A 19766-nucleotide genomic window follows, 5' to 3' on the forward strand; every position below is an offset into this window, starting at 1 on the left:
CTCGCTAATGGCACGCAAACCGGCACCGCCGAACCCCTACAAGGACACCCTCAACCTGCCCGAGACGGCCTTCCCCATGCGCGCCGGCCTGGCGACGCGGGAGCCGGAGTGGCTGGAGGCCTGGAAAGCCGAGGACCGCTACCAGCGCCTGCGCGAATACTGCGCCGGGCGGCCGCGCTTCGTGCTGGCCGACGGCCCTCCGTATGCGAACGGCTCGATCCACGTCGGCCACGCGGTCAACAAGATCCTCAAGGACGTGATCGTGAAGAGCCGCACGCTGGCCGGCTTCGACGCCCCCTACGTGCCGGGCTGGGACTGCCACGGCCTGCCGATCGAGCTGAAGGTGGAACAGAAGCTGGGCAAGGCCGGGCGCGACGTGGACGCCGCGACCTTCCGCAAGGCCTGTCGCGAATACGCCCAGGAGCAGGTGGACGGCCAGAGCGCGGACTTCCAGCGTCTGGGCGTATTGGGAGACTGGGACAACCCCTACCTGACCATGAACTACCAGGTGGAGGCGGACACCGTCCGCGCGCTGGGCACCATCTTCAAGCGCGGCCACGTGCAGATGGGCGAGAAGCCGGTCCACTGGTGTGTGGACTGCGGCTCGGCCCTGGCCGAGGCCGAGGTCGAGTACGAGGACAAGTTCTCGCAGGCGATCGACGTACGCTTTCGCGTGGTCGACGACATCGACTTCCTGCGCCGCTTCGACGGCATCGACGGCTCGCGCGGCCCGATCAGCGTGGTGATCTGGACCACCACCCCCTGGACCCTGCCGGCCAACCAGGCGGTCGCCCTGCACCCGGAACTGGACTACGCCCTGGTGGAGCTGGAACACGAGCGCATCCTGCTGGCGGAGGACCTGGTCGAGGACTGCCTGGCGCGCTACTCCCTGGGCGAAGGCCACATCGTGGCACGCACCAAGGGTCAGGCACTGGAAGGCCTGATGCTGCGCCACCCGTTCCTGGAGCGCGACGTGCCGTTGATCCTCGGCGATCACGTGACCACCGAGACCGGTACCGGTGCGGTCCACACCGCCCCCGGCCACGGCCAGGAGGACTACGCGGTCGGGCTGCAGTACAGCCTGCCGGTGGAAAACCCGGTGGGCCCGGATGGCCGCTTCCTGCCCGACACCCCGCACTTCGCCGGCGAGAACGTGCACCAGGCCAACGGCCACGTGATCGACGTGCTGAAGGAGCACGCCGCGCTGATCGTGGCGGTAAAGTTCGAGCACAGCTATCCGCATTGCTGGCGCCACAAGACCCCGATCATCTTCCGCGCGACGCCGCAATGGTTCATCAGCATGGACCGCGCCGAGCTGCGCGCCGATGCCCTGAAGGCCATCGCCGACACGGAGTGGATGCCGAGCTGGGGCCAAGCCCGGATCCACGGGATGGTGGTCAACCGCCCGGACTGGTGCATCTCGCGCCAGCGCAACTGGGGCGTGCCGATCCCGTTCTTCGTGCACAAGGAAACCAACCGCCTGCATCCGCATACCGCGGAGCTGATCGAGACCATCGCACAGCGCATCGAGCGCGACGGTATCGAGGCCTGGTTCCAGCTGGATCCGCAGGAATTGCTGGGCGAGAAGGCCGACGACTACGTGAAGCTCAACGACACGCTGGACGTCTGGTTCGACTCCGGCGTGCTGCACTCCACGGTCGTGGAGAAACGCCCGGAACTGGGCGAGCTGCCGGTGGACCTGTTCCTGGAGGGCTCGGACCAGCACCGCGGCTGGTTCCAGTCCAGCCTGCTGACCAGCGTGGCCATGCGTGGCGAGGCGCCCTACAAGGCGGTGCTGACCCACGGCTTCACGGTGGACGAGAAGGGCGAGAAGATGTCCAAGTCGCGCGGCAACGTGGTCGCGCCACAAGAGGTGGTCTCCACCCTGGGGGCGGACATCCTGCGCCTGTGGGTCGCGGCGACCGACTTCTCCGGCGAGATGGCGATCTCCAAGGACATCCTCGACCGCACCGCCGATGCCTATCGCCGCATCCGCAACACTACGCGCTTCCTGCTGGGCAACCTGAACGGCTTCGAGCCGGCCGAACACGCCCTGCCGCTGGAGGATCTACTGCCACTGGATCGCTGGATCGTCGCCCGCGCACTGCAGGTACAGGGCCAGGTCACGCAGGCCTACGACGGCTACCAGTTCCACCAGATCTACCAGCGGGTACACAACTTCTGCTCGGTGGAGCTGGGCAGTTTCTACCTGGACGTGATCAAGGATCGTCAGTACACCACCCAGGCAGACTCGCACGCCCGCCGCTCGGCACAGACCGCGCTGTATCACGTAGCCGAGGCCCTGACCCGCTGGGTGGCCCCGATCCTGACCTTCACCGCCGAGGAGATCTGGGAACTGCTGCCCGGCGAGCGTCCGGACAGCGTGCTGTTCGCCACCTGGTACGAGGGGCTGGCGCCCCTGCCGGAAGACGCCACGTTCTCCGATGGCGACTGGGACCGCATCCTGGAGGTGCGCACCCATGTCGCCCGCGCCCTGGAACTGGCGCGCAACGAGCAGGGCATCGGCGCCTCGCTGAATGCCGAGATCGACCTGCACCTGCCGGCCGACTCGAGTGCCCGCAGCCTGCTGGAACGCCTCGGAGACGAATTGCGCTTCGTGCTGATCACCTCCGAGACACGCCTCGCCGAAGGCGCCGCACCGGAAGCTGCGCATGCCGCGGAACTCGGCGACGGGACGCCGCTGGGCGTGGCGGTGCACAAGAGCGAACAGCCCAAGTGCGCCCGCTGCTGGCACCGCCGCCCGGACGTCGGTCAACACACCCAGCATCCGGAACTGTGCGGGCGCTGCGTCAGTAACGTGGACGGCCCGGGCGAGACCCGGCGTTTCGCTTGATGGGCTTGCGGGGGTCCGGCCTCGGCCCGGGGCTGCTGATCGCGGTGGCCATCGTGCTGGCCGACCAGGTCACCAAGGTCTGGGCGGAGCATGCGCTGACGCTGTTCGCGCCGGTCGAGGTCACGAGCTTCTTCAACCTGTCGCTGGTGTACAACCCGGGTGCGGCCTTCAGCTTTCTGGCCGGGGCCGGGGACTGGGGCCGCTGGCTGCTGACCGGCATTGCCGTGGCGATCGGGCTTCTGATCCTCGTCTGGCTGGCCCGCCTGCCGCGCCAGGCCTGGTGGTCGGTGACCGCCCTGGGCCTGGTGCTGGGCGGCGCCATCGGCAACCTGATCGACCGCGTGCGCTACGGCGCGGTGGTGGATTTTCTGGACTTTCACTGGGCGGGCTATCACTGGCCGGCCTTCAACGTGGCGGACATGGCCATTGTTGTAGGGGCGATCACGCTGATCGTCGCGACCTTCATCGAGGGCGATCGCAGCCACTCGGGCAACACAGACTAGTCGGGAGCACACATGACCACGGCCACCAAGGGCGCGCACATCGAGATGCACTACCGCCTGATCCTGGAAAACGGCTTTGTCGTGGACGGGACGGGCGAAGAACCCATCACCCTGGAGATCGGTTCCGGCGAAATCCTGCCCGGGCTGGAGGATCTGCTGGTCGGCCTGATCGCGGGCGACCACCGGGAATTTGCGATCGAGGCCGGCGTCATGTTCCCGTTTCGGGACCAGGCGGCGGTACAGCAGATGCCGCGCTCGCAGTTCCCGGCCGACCTGCCGCTGGAAGTGGACTACATCTACGAGTTCAACAGCCCGGCCGGCGATGCCGTACCCGGCCGCATCGAAGCGGTAGAGGACGACACCGTGACGGTGGATTTCAACCACCCGCTGGCGGGGCAGAACTTCACCTTCGAGGTGGATGTGCTATCGGTAAGTGAACCGCAATAGGTCGCAGGAGAGTCTCCTATGAGCACGCAGGCCCAGCTCGCCAATCCGCGCGGTTTCTGCGCCGGGGTGGAACGCGCCATCGAGATCGTGGAACGCGCCCTGGAGATCTACGGCGCGCCGCTGTACGTCCGCCATGAAGTGGTGCACAACCGGCACGTGGTCGGGCGTCTGACGGATGCCGGCGTGCGCTTCGTCGACGAGCTGGACGAGGTCCCCGACGGCCAGGTGGTGATCTTCTCCGCCCACGGCGTGCCCAAGCGTGTGCAGCAGGAGGCCGAACAACGCGGCCTGACGGTGTTCGACGCCACCTGCCCGCTGGTCACCAAGGTGCATCTGGAGGTAGCGCGCTACGCCCGCGAGGGCCGCGAGGTGGTGCTGATCGGCCACGCCGGGCACCCCGAGGTCGAGGGCACCCTGGGCCAGTTCGATGATTCCCGGGGCGGGAGCATGATGCTGGTCGAGACCATCGCGGACGTCGAGAACCTGGAGGTTGCCAACCCCGACCGGCTTGCCTTCGTGTCCCAGACCACGCTGTCGATGGACGACACCGCCGGGATCATCGACGCCCTGACCGGGCGCTTCCCGAAGATCGAAGGCCCGCGCAAGATGGACATCTGCTACGCCACCCAGAACCGCCAGGACGCGGTGAAGGACCTGGCGAAGCAATGCGACCTGCTACTGGTGGTCGGGTCGAAGAACAGCTCGAACTCCAACCGCCTGAGCGAGATCGGCGCACGCATGGGCGTGGAGTCCTATCTGGTGGACGGCGCAGCCGACATCGACCCGGCCTGGCTCGAGGGCAAGAGCCGCATTGGCGTCACCGCCGGCGCCTCGGCCCCGGAGGTCCTGGTCAACGAGGTGCTCGACTTCCTGCGCGGACACGGCGTCGACGCCGTCTCCGAACTCGCCGGCCGTGAAGAGACCATCACCTTCTCCATCCCCACCGGCCTGCGCCGCGAATCTGCCTGACCCGCCCCGTCCTTCCTTGCGCCGATTTGTTCACCACGAAACGAACGAAGAGATGAAGAGGGCAAGGCGAATGAACCACCGAGGTCACGGAGAAAACCAGGGATGGCTTTGTGGCGGGCAGGAAGCTGATGAGCGCCGCGAATCGCATCGATCCTTTTGAAAGGCCCAAACCCGATGCGTAGCAGAATCTCGTCATCCCGGCCGCAGCGCAACGGAGAGCCGGGATCTTCCAAGGCTGCCACCGACGCATCGCCAACCCCGGGAGATCCCGGATACCGCTGCGCGGTTTCCGGGATGGCTTCGCTTGGGGCGGTGCCCTCTGTGGTAAAAATGCCCATGACCTTCTCCGCGCCTTTGCGCGCTTCGTGGTGAAACCCGCCCTTGACCTTATTCGGGATACTTAAACGACATGGATGATCGACCCCGTTTTCGGCTGAGTATCCGCTGCCCCGATCAGCACGGAATCGTCGCACGCATTGCCAACGCAATCGCGAATACCGATGGCTGGATCACCGAGGCGGCCCAGCACACCGATGCCGAGGCCGGCTGGTTCTTCATGCGCTGGGTATTCTCATTGCCCGTGGACGCCGAGCCCGCCCTGCGTGAACGGCTGGATGAACTGGACCTCGATCTTGGCATGGACTGGTGGCTGGCGGGGGCCGACACCCGCCCGCGCGTGGTCCTGATGGTCTCGCGCGAACCGCACTGTCTCAGCGACCTGCTGGCCCGCTGGAGCAACGACGAACTGCCGATGGAGATCCCCGCGATCCTCTCCAACCACCGCGATCTGGAACCGCTGGCCAAGTGCTACGGCATCCCGTTCGAGCACATCCCGGTGCCGCGCGACGACCGCGAGGCGGCGTTCGCCACCCTGCAGGATCGCCTGGCCGAACTCGCGCCCGATGCCATCGTGCTGGCGCGCTACATGCAGATCCTGCCGCCCACGCTCTGCGACGAATACCCCGAGCGTATCCTCAACATCCACCACAGCTTCCTGCCGTCGTTCGTCGGTGCCCGCCCCTACCACCAGGCCTTCGCCCGCGGCGTGAAGCTGATCGGCGCCACCTGCCACTACGTCACCGAGGACCTCGACGCCGGCCCGATCATCGAGCAGGACGTCACCCGCATCCGCCACGACGACGGCGTGCAGGACCTGATCCGCAAGGGCCGCGACGTCGAACGCTGGGTCCTCGCGCGCGGCCTGCGCTACCACCTCGAGGGCCGCGTCCTCACTCACGGCAACAAGACCATCGTCTTCAACTGACGGGGTGTCGACGCGGCGTTAAAGCGCCCACTGGCCATGACCCCCTTCGCCTAACGCATCACCACCACGGCCGGAACCGCCTGACCTAGACTCGAACCATCGACTGGCGGGGATGGCCCATGGACAGCACGACGAGCAAGCGATCCGCCCTCTTCTTCCGGGGCTTTTCGGCAGACACCTGGCAGCGCGCGAGGAAGACGCTGAAGGTGCTGGCCACGGCGAGCCTTCTGGCCCTGCTGGTTACCCAGCGCCCGGCTGCCGCCGACGGGCTGCCGGACACGATCGAGCGCATCAAGCCCTCGGTAGTCAGTATCGCGACCCACCAGCCGTCGCGCAGCCCGCGAGCCAATTACCTCGCAACCGGATTTGCGGTCGGCGACGGGCGCCTCATCGTTACGAATCACCATGTGATCCCGGAATCACTGGATCATGCAAACCGCGAGCAACTCGTGGTAGTCAGCGGCGAAGGTCGCGACACCTCCATCCACAGCGCGGAGCTTGTGGCCCATTCGGCGAACGACGACCTGGCCCTGTTGCGGATCGCCGGCCCTCCACTGCCCCCCTTGCGACTGGGATCGTCGGACGCCGTGCGCGCGGGCGAGCAGCTGGCCTTTACGGGCTATCCGATCGGCATGATCCTGGGCATCTACCCCGCGACCCATCGTGCCAACGTGGCCGCACGCACCCCCATGGCGATCACCGCCCGCCGCTCGAGAGAACTGAGCGAGGCTCACATCCGGCAACTGCGCGCCGGCGCGCCGATGGTGTTTCAGCTGGATGCCACCGCCTACCCCGGTAACAGCGGCAGCCCCCTCTATCGCATCGACAATGGCGAAGTCGTCGGCGTAATCAACCAGGTCTTCGTCCAGGGCGGGCGCGAGGCCGCAGTAAGCCGGCCCAGCGGGATCAGTTACGCGGTCCCGGCCGACCGGATCCGCCCGCTGCTGGCCGGCTACCAGGAGTAGGCCGATCCGCACCCCCTCCCCTCACGGCAAGTCCGAGCCGGACAAAGGCACACCCATGGCGGCCTCATCGTCCGATAGTCGCTGCGTTTACCGCCAGATCCACATCGATGTGGCGCGCAACGCCACGGACGACTTCAACCCATTCCATGACGGCGACAAGTGGACGCGCATCCGCGGCAATCCGTTTGGCGGACCGATCGTGCTGGGCTTTCAGCTGGAGTGTCTGGCAGAGGCCCTGGTCACCCGGATGCGGATCGCCGAGGGCGATGCCGGAAGCACCTCGCAACTCCCGTTCCGCAACTACCAATTCACGTTCGCCGGCGCCCTGCGCGTGGACGAGCCGTTCACCACCGTCGTCAAACCCACCCTCCGGGGCACGGATGCGTCGGGACAGCCGCAGGTATCCAATCGAATCGCGATGCGCAAAGGCAGCGGACTGGTGCTGCTCGGCCATGTACGCGACTCCCTGACACCCCAGGCGTTGCCTGGCGAGTCATTGCCGCTGCCCGCGGATGTCCGACTCGAGCAGCTCGAGGATCGCTGCGTGCTCGCGGACAACGGGTGGTTCCACAAGCGCAAGTTCATGTCCAACAGCAATGCCAAGAACCTGCTGTCGGGATCACTCGTGCGTCAGGCGGACTACTTCGACGAGCTCGAAGATCGCATCAACTTTCCGGACATGTTTCCCGCCGCGCTAATCTCCTGCGCCCTGCTCGAAAAGGCCGATGCGGACGGCCACGATTTCTACCGCGACCCCATGGTCTACACCGCGCACCACATCAGCGTGGACCAGCGGCTGGCACGCGCCCTGCGCAGCGCCGACGCCCTGCACATCCTGGTGAGCCCCGCGGAGCAAGTGGAAACCGCCGGGCGCGGCCTGGCGGGCTCCGGCATGGCACAACTACGCTATCGGTGCATGGGGCTGGTGGCAGGCCCGCGCATCCTGTTCCGCGGCGAACTGTTTCTCGCACCCCTGATGGCCCTTTCCGAAGCCATGGTTTCCGGCCCCGCAGCCCCCTGAGCCCTAGGGAAACACTGATCAGGGCTCGGCCTGGTTCCTGTTGCCCTTGCGATGGTCCTTGGCCGCCTTGCGCAGCAGGTGCGGAACCAGCAAGTGCAAGGGCATGCGCAGATAGTGCGAGCGTACATACAACAACCAGCGGGCGGTGCCGGACAACCGGCCGTCGCAACTCCAGTGATGCGGTTTCAGGCCGCGCCGGAACAGGCCGTCCATCAGTGCCAGAAGAGGAGGCGCCGGACGCGCCGCGGCCAACGCGCGGAACGCCGAATCGGGGACGGGGGTCTGCAGGAACTCGCGACCATAGCGCAACGCATAGTAGAGCGGGCGTGCCAGATCCATCTCGAAGGCGCGCGCCGTCAGGTGTTCCCAGAAGTCCGAATCCTCCGCCACAAAACGACGCAGTAGCGCATCCATATCCGCCAGGTCCCGCAGGCCGTTCTCCAGTTCGCCATCGTGAAACAGATGCGTCGCACTGTGCAGGACCATGTCGGCCGGCCCCGGAACGTACATTCCGGGAAAGCCATCCAGCGGCAGCGCGGCCGCCCACAGGAGTTCCGGATCGGGATGCAACCGCGCGGTCGGCGGCAGGATGGTGTGATGCACATCCAGCACGCTCTTGCGCCGCATGTGCGTGAGCGGAGGCAGCTCGTGCATCCACTGGCGATAGTAGGTCTGGTCGTAGGTGTCGTAGCCCTCGCAGACCCACCCCTGAACGAACAGGTGCTGTTCCGCCGACTGGATCTGCGCCTGCGGGACCAGGATGTCGACATCGGAGAACTGCCGCCCCGGCGCACTGGGCAGCCCGGCCATCACGTAGGCCGCGCCTTTCAGGAGCATCACCGGGATCGCCTCCGGCGCCAGGGCCTCGTGAATCCGTGCCACCTCCCAGCGAGCCATGGCGTGCTGGCGATCCGCCAGGACCCGCGCGACGTGCAGGTGTCGCCGGGGCGCCGGAGGCACATCCGACAACGCCCCGGCATCCTTGATCAAGGCATGCAACCGCCCCTCCAGAGAGGCCACTCGCGCCACCCGGACCAGCCAATCCCAATCCGCCAGCGAAAGACTGCGGGAGGCTGCCGGCTCGGCGAGGACCGCGAGCAGTTGCTCCAGCACAGGGCGCGTCATGCGGCCCCCCCGGCGAGATCATTCAGCAACCCCAGGGAGGCATCCAGGTCCGCGTACTCCAGATTCAGGCAGGCGCTTTGCTCGATCAGATCGGCAGCTGCCTCGAAACCCGCTCCGCCCACCACGCTGTAATTGAAGGACGAGCCGATCAGCTTCAGCAATGCCTCGGCCCGCTCCAGAGGTTGCAGGCGGTCACGTCCTCCGGCCGCAAAGCGCGGGAAGACCAGCCAAGCCGGCCCGGCCTGCTGGTGCATCCGTTCAATGCTCGAATCCGGTGGCTTCAGATGTGCCACGGTCCCCTTGCTGGTGTCGTGGGAGGCGGGACCGATGATCGCCTGCGGATGGCGTTCGCGGATCAGGTCGATGGCGGCATTCTTCAGGCTGACCGGACGCGGCAGCGCGACCAGCTTGCCGGTCGCCAGCGACAGCAGGGCGAATTCGTCCGACAACAACCGCCAGCCCGACAGGGTCAGGGCCGCGGTCAGCGTGCTCTTTCCCGCCCCGGGCTCACCCGGCATCACCAGCGCCCGGCCGTCGCGCTCCAGCACCGCCGCATGGATCATCAGGAAGTCATGGGCGTGCTGGGCAATGCACCAGTTCAGCCCCCACTCGAACAGCGGATAGGCATGCGCCAGCGGCAGGGGGCGGAAGGGCGAGCGACCATCCAGGAAGAAACGCGCCTGCGGACGCCAAACCGAGCGCAGGCCGGGGGAGGCCGCAAGGGTGACATGGAAATCGGCGAAGGGGGTACTGGCGGCCGGCAAAAGTTGCCGGTCGTAGAACAGGGCCACGGAGCGCTCGACCCGGTCCAGCCGCGAACGCAAGCGGACCACGAAGGGCCCCACCTGGATGGCAAGGCCGGCGTCCCGCAACCCCGCCCTCAGGTCTTCATGGGCAATCACGCGTCCCGCGACTCCGGGGAGACACGGATCAGATCATGCTGCCGCAACTGGCTCAAGCCGGCGTGCATCGCATCCTCCAGGTCCCCTTCCGTGGCGTCATATCGCTGTTCAAGGTACTCGAACAGGGTGGCCGGCGTCATCGGCCCCTCTTGCAGGGCCTGGAAGATGTCGATCAGAGGGGGCTGCAGGACGTGCGTCTCGCCACAGCGCTGATCATAGACAACCACCGATTCACCCCATGCCCGCACGTGAGCGGCGGGCAGCGGGATCAGCGCAAAGGATTCTTCAGAAACGGACAATGGGGCCTCGTGTACCGACCGGCCCAGGAGCGCTGGTGGGCAGCGCCCCGGGATATCAACGATTGAGAGTGCCGGACGAGTTGGTCCGCACCTCCACGCACTCGCCCGCCTCGTTGCGCGTGTAGCCGTCTCCGCAGTCGCCAAGGCCGTTGATCGGGCAGAAGCGCTCGTTCATGTAGGCGAAGACGTTCGTCACCGCGGAGTGCTTGCCCACATCCTCGCGGGCCATCGAATAGGCCTTGATCACCTCGTCGACCGAGGCGCCGAAGTCGATCGAGGTACACGCTGCGTTCAGAACGGCACCCACTGCATGCCAGTCGAGCGACCCCCTGCACACGCCCCAGGCATGGAGCACCTCCATCAGCGAGGGTGTGCCGGTCAGGCATTCCGGCCTGTAACCGAAGACCTCCTCGAAGGAGGTCGCCCCGCCCGTACCCACGGTGGCGTCAAAACGCTGGCAGTTGTTGTCGGTCCCGCTGGTCTGAATGCAGGAACCCGGGGAATACCCGGTGCACTCCCAGGCACCCCAGTTGTCCTTCCAGAACGCCGAGGTACAGCCATCGCCCGCGGTGCACTCGTGGTCAATGTTGGAGACGTTGGCGGAGAAGATGTTGCCCGACAGCGAGCACTGACCCTGAGCGCCCCAGACCGACTTGGCCGGGAGCGACACCAGCATCGCCCCACCCAGGCCGGCCGCGGTCAGGCGGCGCCGGCTGCGACTGCGAAGGCCGGACGAACCCGTGTCCGGGTCCACGGGAGCGGTGGACTTGCCCTCGCCTACGTCTTCGGGGCCATGATTTCCGTTGTGCTCGTGTTCATCACTCATGCTTGCCTGCTCCAGGTCAAACCTCGCCATTTCGCCGTCCGGGCAACGGCACCCGGCCACGCCGCAATGGGCTGCGATCCGGGGGGTACACTGCAATCAGACGCTTTCTCCTGGAACATAGCAAGCGGGATGCCAGCCTTTTGAATAACGGGTAACTTACTGATATAAAGGCTCCGACCCTCGACGACACAAAGCCCGCGGGGCACGCGGAGGCGCCGAGTGGAAAGTTTTCCGACAGCCCTGAGTGGCCCGCCCCTCATACCCGCCGCACCCGCAGAATGAACGAATGACTCAGCCACGCCCCGGCGGCCGGCACCGCCTGCAGGAAACTCCGGGTGCCCCGGTTCTCCAGGAGCGGCTGCAAGCGCGCCAGGCGGCCGGGGGCCAACGGAAGCCAGTACAACGCCTCGGGCCGCAGACCCACGGCCTCCGCCGCCGCGCGAAGACCCTGAGGGTCGTCGTAGCGCAGATGCGGCGGACGCCCTCGCCGACACCGGCGCCATTCGCGAACCGCCGTGGGCAGGCAACGCAGGTTCAGCGCATCGACCCAGGCCTCGCCTCCCGGGCGCAGAACGCGCCGAATCTCGGCAAGTGCCGGCTTTGGATCCGACAAGGCCTGCATGACGCCGAAGCAGAGCACCCCGTCGAAGGCGGCGTCCGCCAGCGGGAGGTGATTAATGTCCGCCGCCAGCCAGGGAATGGCCGGATCACTTCGATCCCGCGCCTTCTGCAGGGAGGGCGTTGAGTAGTCCAGCCCCCAGACCCCATGGCCCTGCGCATGCAGCATCCGTGTGTAGGTTCCCGCGCCACAGCCGACATCCAGCCAGCGACCGGGCTCCAGGTCGGCGCGCCGCCACAGCCGCTCGAACTGCCGGATGCGGCTATGCAGGCCGCTGTGTGTCCAGCCCGCGATCCCGGCATCGTCCTCCAGGTTCGCCCCGCGCTCCAGGAAGCGCTGGCGCCAGCGGCGTTCGAAGCCGGCATCCTTCACCGGTTCGCACCTTGCGCCATCGCCATGACCGCGTGATGGTTCATTCCCGGCCCTCGCTGACCTGACCGATGAGTTCGGTCGCGGCAATCAGCACATGATCGCGGGAGAATCCGGCCCGGCTCATCTCGTCGTACAGCGTGCGCGCCAGCAACCGGGCCACGCGTTCCGGGGCGTGAGTAATGGGGCCCGTTGCCGCCCCCGGCTGTCGCGCCAGCGCCATCTGCGTAAAACTCGTGCGCAACAACCCCTTTAGCCGATGGACGAGGACCGACTTCGCCACCACCAGGGCCAGGATCAACGCCCGGCGCAAATCCTCCTGCGTCAGCCGGCCCCGCCCCTCGGGGCTGTCGATGTTGATCACGCCCAGCAGATCGCCCTCCAGAATCACTGGCACCGCGATCACGTCGACCGGACCCGCGCCCTCGGCCCGCCGCGCCTCGGCTGCAAGATCGGAGGCATGCAGGTCACGAATCAGCAGCCCCTTGCGCGCACTCGCCACCCGCCCCGAAATTCCCGAGCCAAGCGGTTGCCTCACGTCATAGGCCTGATCGGGCAGATACCCGTGATGTGCCTGGACGCGCAAGCGCGCCGCACCCCCGTCCGGGTCCGGCTTCAGCAGCATGATCGAACAGCGCTCGCACTCCATGGCGTGACTGACCAGCGCGGCCAGGCCGGCCAACCCCTTTTCCAGGGACTCGGCCTCCTCCACAAAATGAGCCAGCTCCATCAGCCGCTCGTCGAATGCATCAAAGGCCTCGCCCATCTCCCCGGCCCCACCGCGGTTTCGTCCTGCGAGCTTAACAGCCCGACCGGGCGCCGGATCGAGGCAGCGTTAGGCACAAGCCGAGCGGACCGGACGGCCCCATAACGCCCCGGACCGCGCACCGCACGACTGCCCCAAATTCAACCTGCTCGGGGCTTCGCGGATTGCCTGACGCCCTTTGCGGCCGGCGCTGCGGACGCCGCCACGCCCAGCAACAGCACCAGGTAGAACAACAGGGCGATCCGCGGGGAGTAGAACAGCGTACTGAACACGCCGATCGACAACGCCCCTGTTAACGCGGCAGTCGACGCCAGCGCCACCGCATCGCCCGCCAGCGAACGCCGCACCAGCAAGACCAGGGCCGCCAGTGTCAGCCACACAAAGGCCAGCAGGCCCAGCCAGCCCTGATCGAAATAGATCTCCAGCCACTGATTCTCGACCCGCCACGGCCACAGATGGTCCGTGGTGAAGTACCAGTAACGGCCCAGATGCTCGAAGTCGCCGTTGGCGACGTATTCACGACCGGCCGAATCCCGAACCTGCACGCTGTAAAATTCGGTGACAGACCGCTGGCGCGCATCGACCCCCAGCGACAACACCAGGCCGCGCTGAATGGGCCAGGGGCGTGTCTCCATCGGATCCAGATCGAAGGTCCACTGGAAGGTCTGACGTCCGCCGTCTTCCAGACGCATGCCTTCGCTGCGACAAACGAAGGAATGGCGGATGGGCTTCTCGCAGATGAAGACTCGAAATCCCGTGGGCTGGGCACTGGCGGCCTCCACGGTCAAGGTATAGAGACCGTCGCGGGGCAGGCTCACCCGCTGATTCACGAACAACGAATCGCCACCGCCGATTTGCAGGCGCGGCTCACCCTCCGCGCGGGTGAAGGCCAGATTGCCGGGCAAGCGCCCGTCCCGGTTTCCGGTCCGGTAGTGCTCCGGAAAACTGCCGACACCCCGCCCAAACAGAGGTGAAAGCGGCCCGCCGCCCGGCAGTTCGAGGGCGGCCTGCCAGTGATCCATGCGGACTCCGAAGTCACGTTCGATGTGGCTCATCCGCTGCTCGGCAAACCCGCCCAACGTGGTGCCCGCAACCAGGGCAATCGCCACCACGGGCAACAGCACACCGACCAGTGCCCCCTGCCGAGCCTGCATGCGCCCATGCAACGCCGCCAGCAGCACCCCGACCGCGAGCACGACCACAGCCACCGCCAACCCCAGATAACCGCCGCGCGAATAGGTCATCGCCACGGCGTATGCCGTCCCGACCGCCAGCAGGGCCGAGCCGGCGAGCATCAGGCCGAGGCGCTGGCGCCAGCACCAGATCAGGGCCAGGGGAAAGGCCAGCACCAGAAAGGTCTCGATGCTGGGCCCTCCCGCCTGCATCTCCGAAAACAGCCCTGACAGCCGATAGCCACTATCGAAGTTCAGCAGCCCGGGATAGGTAACCCGCTCGCGCACCACGAACGCCAGTTGCGCCAGCAGGGCCAGCGCCACCCCGGGGAGAAACCAGCGCGTCACCTGCTCCGGCACCGGGACAGGCGCAACCCTCAGCATCGCCAGCAGGACAACCGCCCACAACAGGCCCTTGGCCACCCGCAGGGCATTCCACTGGTGGGCAAAATGCACCGCCTCGCCAGGGTTCCAGGTGCCGGGCGGGAACAGGGCAACCGCCAGGCTGATCAGCGTCGAGGCCACCAGGAGACCCAGCGCCCAACGGATGCCGCGCGGCAACAACGATGCCCCCGCATGCAGCGCATGCGGCCCGAGCCAGAGGGCCATGGCCAGGGTCATCAACAGGAACAGGTCCAGCTCGGAGACGAAAAGGCGCCCGTGGTAGAGCGTCAGGTCCAGGGTGGCCAGCAGCACGGGGATCACGAACAGCCAGCCCTGCGGCCGCCACGCCAGCAATGCGGCATAGGCCAGCAACCCGGCGCTCAGTGCCACGGGCACGACCGGCCAGGTCACCGCCAGCAACAGAGTCGCCAGCGCCAGCAGGCCGGCAAGCGCCTGGCGCAGGCGCTGAAAACCGCGCGGATTCGGGCCCGGCCCGGCCGGCTCCGGGTGGGGACCGCGTGGTTCAGCCGCAGCCCGTCCCGCGGGTGCGCCCCCCACGGCACTGGCACGACCCAGCCATTGCAGCAGCGCGGCCATCGCCCAGGCGGCCAGGCCGGCAAGCACCAGGCTGGCCGGGTCCGGGCGCGCGCCGTCCACGAAGAGCTTGGCGGCCTCGACCAGCAGCGCCAGGACAACCCCTGCCACGACGGCCAGCAGGTTCAGCGCCGACGGCTGCAGGGGACGGCGCAGCTGCCACAACCAGACCAGGAACCCCAGCGGTGCATACATGGCCAGATGCAGCGCCGTACTGCGCAGGGCGTGAATCTCGTCCACGTGATAGTGGTAGTAGAACGGCCACAGGTTCAGGTCGGCCCACTGGGTTCGGGCCGCTTCCACATCGGCGTGGAACGGGCCGAAACCGTGGTTGAGCGCGACCAGCAACAACGCGTAGAACACGGCACCGATCACGAGTATCGGCGTGGCGAACTGCTGCAGCGTCCGGATCACGCCATGGGGATGCGCGGGCAGGTTCCGGAACAGGACCAGGCCGATGCCCATCCCCAGGGCCCGCAACAGCACGGACCGCCCCTCGGCGATGCCCGACAGGGTGGCGAGATTCAACAGCTCCAGCAGCCCCGCAAGAAGCAGGGCCAGCGGGATCCCGGCCCCCAGCAGCGAGGCGCCGCGCCGGTGCAGCCACAATGCCAGGAGCAGCCCCACCGGGATACTGGCGACCACCTCCAGCGTCAGCCAGCTGATACAGCGAATCCCGCTGGTGCAGGCCCCGGCAGCGACCCACCAGCCCCAGGCATCGGATGCCAGGCGAGCCCGCAGCTCGTCCATGGCGAGCACCAGGTCAAAGGGGACAAAGCCGACCATCACATAGGCGGCGGCATAGATCACCAGCCCGGCGGTCAGGGCCTGAGCACCTGCACCCTCCAGCACCCGACGCCAGCGCGCCAACGGGTCGCGCAACGCCAGCCAGGCGAGCGAGCCGGCCACTGCCCCGGAAAAGTTTCCGGCGATATCGGCCGCCGCCGGATGCCGGTACGGCAACCACACCTGCAAGAACTCCACGCCGGCCGTAACCGCCAGGCCCAGGGCGGCCACGAAGACGAACGCGCCGGCCGCAAGCAGCCGGTTGCGGCGACCATGAGTCAGCCATGCGGTCCAGAAGAACCCCAGCGGCAGGAACATCAGGGCATTGGCCATGAACTGCTGGCGGCCACTGGTTCCGGGGCCGGTCAGGCTCATGCCACGGTAGATCTCCCAGGCACGCTCCAGGCTCATCGAGCCGAATTCGAAGGGCAGCAGCGTCAGGTAGACCGCCGCGCCCAGCGACAGCCAGGCCCACAGCGCGCAGGTACGCAGCGAAAGCGGTTCCGAACCGGCGCGCGGCCGGCTCATCGAAGGGTCAGGGAAGCGCCGATCCATGAATCGGTGCAGGCGCGCGTCACGCCCGAATGCACATGGGGCGCAGCGACGCCCCTGCAATCAGGCGGCACGTCGGAAACCATGGGGCAACAACGCGGACGGACACACGGTTCAGCGTCTCCCGGGACGAAAGCGTCCCGCCACTGTAGCTCCGGCCGCGCCCATGAACAGCGCGGGCGTTATGCGGGCGTGGCGTTCGCCATCCGTGCGCCGCGCCGGGGCCCAGGGGAACGGTGCGCGCCGCGCCAGGTCCCGAAGCTTCCCCATCAGGAACCTGGGGGGGCATCAACGCGAACGCTGATGGGCTCGGCGCCCCCTTACAGGCGGAGATCCGTGGCAGTACGGGGGAATACCGATTTCACGTCGAAGATTACCGACTCGGGCCGTGCCAGTTCGCGGATGGCCTCGATCCCCATCTGCAGGAATTCGCGGTGCGGCACGGCCACGATGATTGCATCGAACTGCCCCGGTGCCGGCGTCTCGGTCACCGGCGTGATGCCGTACTCGTGCTCGGCCTCGGCCGGGTCCACCCAGGGGTCGAAGACCGTCACCTCGGCGTTGTAGCCAGCCAGGGTGGCGTGGATGTCGATCACCCGGGTGTTGCGCAGGTCCGGGCAGTTCTCCTTGAAGGTTAGCCCCATCACCAGGATCCGCGCCCCCACCGGGTTGATGCCCTTGCGCACCAGGGCGCGCACCGTGTTGTCCGCGATGTGCGCGCCCATGGCATCGTTCACGCGCCGCCCGGCCAGGATCATCTCCGGGTGATGGCCCACCGCCTGTGCCTTGTGCGTCAGGTAGTAGGGATCCACGCCAATGCAGTGTCCGCCCACCAGGCCCGGCCGGAAGGGCAGGAAGTTCCACTTGGTTCCGGCCGCCTTCAGTACCGCCTCGGTATCCAGGCCCAGGCGCTCGAACAGCAGGGCCAGCTCGTTGATCAGGGCGATGTTCACGTCGCGCTGCGTGTTCTCGATCACCTTGGCGGCCTCGGCCACGCGGATGCTCTCGGCCTTGTGCGTCCCGGCGGTGATCACCCGCGCATACAGCCCGTCCACGAAGTCGGCCACCTCAGGGGTGGAGCCCGAGGTGACCTTCATGATGGAGGTGACCCCGTGTTCCTTGTCGCCCGGGTTGATGCGCTCGGGGCTGTAGCCGGTGAAGAAGTCCCGGTTATGCACCAGCCCGGACTGCGCCTCGAGGATCGGCACGCAATCCTCCTCGGTCGCGCCCGGGTAAACGGTGGATTCGTAGATCACCGTGTCGCCCGGCTTGAGGACCTGCCCCACGCTGCGGCTGGCTCCCAGAAGCGGTCCCAGATCCGGTCGCTTGTGCAGGTCGATCGGCGTCGGGACGGTCACCACGAATACGTTGCATTCGCGCATGGTCTCGAGATCGGCGGTGTACGTCAGCTGCGGGGTCGCGGCGAGCTTCTCCGGCTCCACCTCGCGCGTGCGGTCCACTCCAGCCTGCAGCTGCCGCACCCGCTCCGGGTCGATATCGAACCCGCGGGTGGGCCATTGATGGCCGAATTCCACGGCCAGTGGCAGGCCGACGTACCCCAGACCAACTACTCCGATGGTGACTTCATCCAGCGCGGGAAGCGTATGCATAAGATGTCCGTTCTCGTTGCCAATCGTAATGGAGGGCGCCCGGCCGGTTACCTCTCCGTTTTCGTATGCGATACCGACGCTCGCAACCCGTCAGTGGCAGGGTGCACAGCCCGGGACACGCGGCCCGACACCGTCCGCTCGTCCGGGGTTGGGCCCCGGCGGCCCGGCATAGGCACCCCAGACTGCCTGCTCGCGCAAACGGCCATTGTAGTCGCGATCCGCACCCGTGGCCGGGGCCGAACTCACGCCGGCAGAACGCTCGTGCAGAGCGCCCTCCCGGGGATAGAGATCCAGCGCATCCTGCCCGGCATCCGGTGCCGCCAGATACCGGGCCGCGTCCGCGCGCGCCGCGGTGAAGTTCTCGCCGCCCGCGATACCCCCCGAGAGCTGCAGCGGGTCCCCGGCAAACACGGCGTTGCCGGCCACCTCTTGTTCGTATGCCCGGTCCGGTGCGTCCACGCGGATGCCGAAGCCGGTCGCCAGGACCGTGTTGTTCGCGATCCGGGTCTCGCGCGGCAGGTGATTGTGCGGCCGCACCAGTACCGCGTCGCCGGCATCGTTCACGAACAGGTTGTCGTGGAGCTCGATATTTCCCTCTCCCTGAAACAGACGCTCGTGCGGATTCTGATAGAGCAGGTTCCCCGCGATGCGATAGCGGTCCTGCGACCCCAACCCGGTGGGCGGGAAATGCCCCACCAGCAGGTTGGGCCGCGCCCGCCCCCCGTCGCTGGCGCGCTCTGCCTTGCTCAGCAGGTTGTAGCGAATCCGGGTCTCCCGCGGCTCCGCCGGCATCCCCGGGATCCCGTCGCGGTCCGTCTGGTGCTTGATCTGGATGTTGTACCCCAGGGTGCGGTGAACGTGATTGTGCTCGATCACGCCAGCGACAAACGGGCTGGTCCCGTCCGGCTGTCCCAGATACATCCCGGTCCCCACATCGTGGATCTCGTTGTGCCGGATCACCCAGTCCCGGGCGGGCGCCCGCGTGGTGATCCCGGCGTTGCCCTGCGAATGGTCGTAATGACGGATGGTCAGGTGTTCCAGGATCACGTGATGGACCCCATCACCGCGCGCCTCGGCGACCACCCCGGCCACGGGTTCGCCACCACCATCCAGGGTCAGGTGCCGGATCACGACATGCTCGGCGTCCACCAGACTGATCGTGTTCGCCCCACGCCGCCCGCGCAGGATGGCGGGCTCGCCGTCGACCGGGCCACTGATCACGATGGGTTGCTCCGGCGTTCCGCGCACGCCATGCAGCCGCAGGGCCTGGGGGTAGTCGCCCGGTGCCAGCTGCAGCCAGTCGCCGGGCTCCAGCGACGCCACCCGCGCACGGTAATCTTCCGGACCCGCCCGTACCACGTTCCAGGCCGTATCCGGCAGGTCTGTTCCAGGCTCACTTGTGACCGGAGAAGTGCCTGGATCTGCAATGGCGGCCGGTATCCCCTGCAGCAAGACGCACGCCGCCAGCAACCCGCCAAGGGCACGGCACAGCCCGCGATCGAAACGTTCCATCACCGAGGCCTCCCTTGCCGAAAACGCTTACCCAACCCACTTGCCAAACTCAACGATGGCCCCCGGCCACCCTGTTGTCACGCACTACCACCCACACCGGATCTAACGAGCCATTCACGAAGGCCCAGCATGTTTCTGCAGACACGATAAAGTGATTCAACAGGGATCCCGACCGGGCCTCGCGGACCCATCGCGGATGCCCAGCAGCGCCCGTTGGCGTCGTCGCA

16 protein-coding genes are annotated in these 19766 nt (G+C 67.1%); 7 read left to right on the top strand and 9 right to left on the bottom strand.

Annotation, left to right across the window (positions count from 1 at the left end; translation table 11 throughout):
* Positions 1–7: 7 nt before the first annotated feature.
* The 7 genes from ileS (at position 8) to B0684_RS00140 (ending at position 8023) form a co-directional block, all read left to right on the top strand.
* Complete coding sequence (gene ileS, locus B0684_RS00110; RefSeq protein WP_018650623.1) at positions 8–2854, top strand: isoleucine--tRNA ligase; 2847 nt, start codon at positions 8–10, stop codon at positions 2852–2854.
* Positions 2854–3357 carry a signal peptidase II gene (gene lspA, locus B0684_RS00115; RefSeq protein ID WP_018650624.1) on the top strand — a complete coding sequence of 168 codons (504 nt, stop codon included), beginning with the start codon at positions 2854–2856 and terminating at the stop codon, positions 3355–3357. The genes ileS and lspA overlap by 1 nt, the downstream gene beginning before the upstream one ends.
* A gap of 12 nt (positions 3358–3369) precedes the next feature.
* Complete coding sequence (locus B0684_RS00120; RefSeq protein ID WP_018169270.1) at positions 3370–3804, top strand: FKBP-type peptidyl-prolyl cis-trans isomerase; 435 nt, start codon at positions 3370–3372, stop codon at positions 3802–3804.
* Between the two features lie 18 nt (positions 3805–3822).
* Complete coding sequence (ispH, locus tag B0684_RS00125) at positions 3823–4773, top strand: 4-hydroxy-3-methylbut-2-enyl diphosphate reductase (RefSeq protein WP_018650625.1); 951 nt, start codon at positions 3823–3825, stop codon at positions 4771–4773.
* 409 nt (positions 4774–5182) lie between these two features.
* The gene (purU, locus tag B0684_RS00130) at positions 5183–6037 is read left to right on the top strand and encodes a formyltetrahydrofolate deformylase (RefSeq protein WP_018650626.1); all 855 of its coding nucleotides are present in this window, start codon (positions 5183–5185) and stop codon (positions 6035–6037) included.
* Between the two features lie 119 nt (positions 6038–6156).
* A complete protein-coding gene (locus tag B0684_RS00135; RefSeq protein ID WP_018175581.1) occupies positions 6157–7002 on the top strand; it encodes a S1C family serine protease in 846 nt (281 codons plus the stop codon).
* A 55-nt stretch (positions 7003–7057) separates the two neighbouring features.
* Positions 7058–8023, top strand: coding sequence for a hotdog family protein (locus B0684_RS00140; RefSeq protein ID WP_018175580.1), 966 nt, complete (start codon positions 7058–7060; stop codon positions 8021–8023).
* An 18-nt stretch (positions 8024–8041) separates the two neighbouring features.
* Here the strand turns inward: B0684_RS00140 and B0684_RS00145 are convergent, their stop codons facing one another.
* From B0684_RS00145 to B0684_RS00185, 9 genes are all read right to left on the bottom strand, one after another.
* Positions 8042–9148 (bottom strand): nucleotidyltransferase domain-containing protein, encoded by a 1107-nt coding sequence (locus B0684_RS00145; RefSeq protein ID WP_018650627.1) that lies wholly within the window; start codon positions 9146–9148, stop codon positions 8042–8044.
* Positions 9145–10050, bottom strand: coding sequence for an HprK-related kinase A (locus tag B0684_RS00150; RefSeq protein WP_018650628.1), 906 nt, complete (start codon positions 10048–10050; stop codon positions 9145–9147). The genes B0684_RS00145 and B0684_RS00150 overlap by 4 nt, the downstream gene beginning before the upstream one ends.
* Entirely contained in the window at positions 10047–10349 is a 303-nt protein-coding gene (locus B0684_RS00155; RefSeq protein WP_018144789.1) for an HPr-rel-A system PqqD family peptide chaperone, read from the bottom strand. Before B0684_RS00155 ends, B0684_RS00150 begins: the two co-directional genes overlap by 4 nt.
* Positions 10350–10404: 55 nt before the next feature.
* On the bottom strand, positions 10405–11175 hold the full coding sequence (locus B0684_RS00160; RefSeq protein ID WP_018650629.1) for a hypothetical protein: 771 nt from the start codon (positions 11173–11175) through the stop codon (positions 10405–10407).
* Positions 11176–11431: 256 nt separating this feature from the next.
* Positions 11432–12166 (bottom strand): class I SAM-dependent methyltransferase, encoded by a 735-nt coding sequence (locus B0684_RS00165; protein ID WP_018650630.1) that lies wholly within the window; start codon positions 12164–12166, stop codon positions 11432–11434.
* 40 nt (positions 12167–12206) lie between these two features.
* On the bottom strand, positions 12207–12929 hold the full coding sequence (locus tag B0684_RS00170) for a GAF domain-containing protein (protein ID WP_018650631.1): 723 nt from the start codon (positions 12927–12929) through the stop codon (positions 12207–12209).
* A 140-nt stretch (positions 12930–13069) separates the two neighbouring features.
* Complete coding sequence (locus B0684_RS00175; RefSeq protein WP_018650632.1) at positions 13070–16393, bottom strand: VanZ family protein; 3324 nt, start codon at positions 16391–16393, stop codon at positions 13070–13072.
* A gap of 344 nt (positions 16394–16737) precedes the next feature.
* Positions 16738–18027 carry a nucleotide sugar dehydrogenase gene (locus B0684_RS00180; protein ID WP_018650633.1) on the bottom strand — a complete coding sequence of 430 codons (1290 nt, stop codon included), beginning with the start codon at positions 18025–18027 and terminating at the stop codon, positions 16738–16740.
* A gap of 90 nt (positions 18028–18117) precedes the next feature.
* Positions 18118–19248: a right-handed parallel beta-helix repeat-containing protein gene (locus B0684_RS00185; RefSeq protein WP_026313104.1), complete on the bottom strand. Its 1131-nt coding sequence runs from the start codon at positions 19246–19248 to the stop codon at positions 18118–18120.
* Positions 19249–19766 lie beyond the last annotated feature (518 nt).

The organism is Thioalkalivibrio versutus (assembly GCF_001999325.1).
GTDB lineage: Bacteria > Pseudomonadota > Gammaproteobacteria > Ectothiorhodospirales > Ectothiorhodospiraceae > Thioalkalivibrio > Thioalkalivibrio versutus.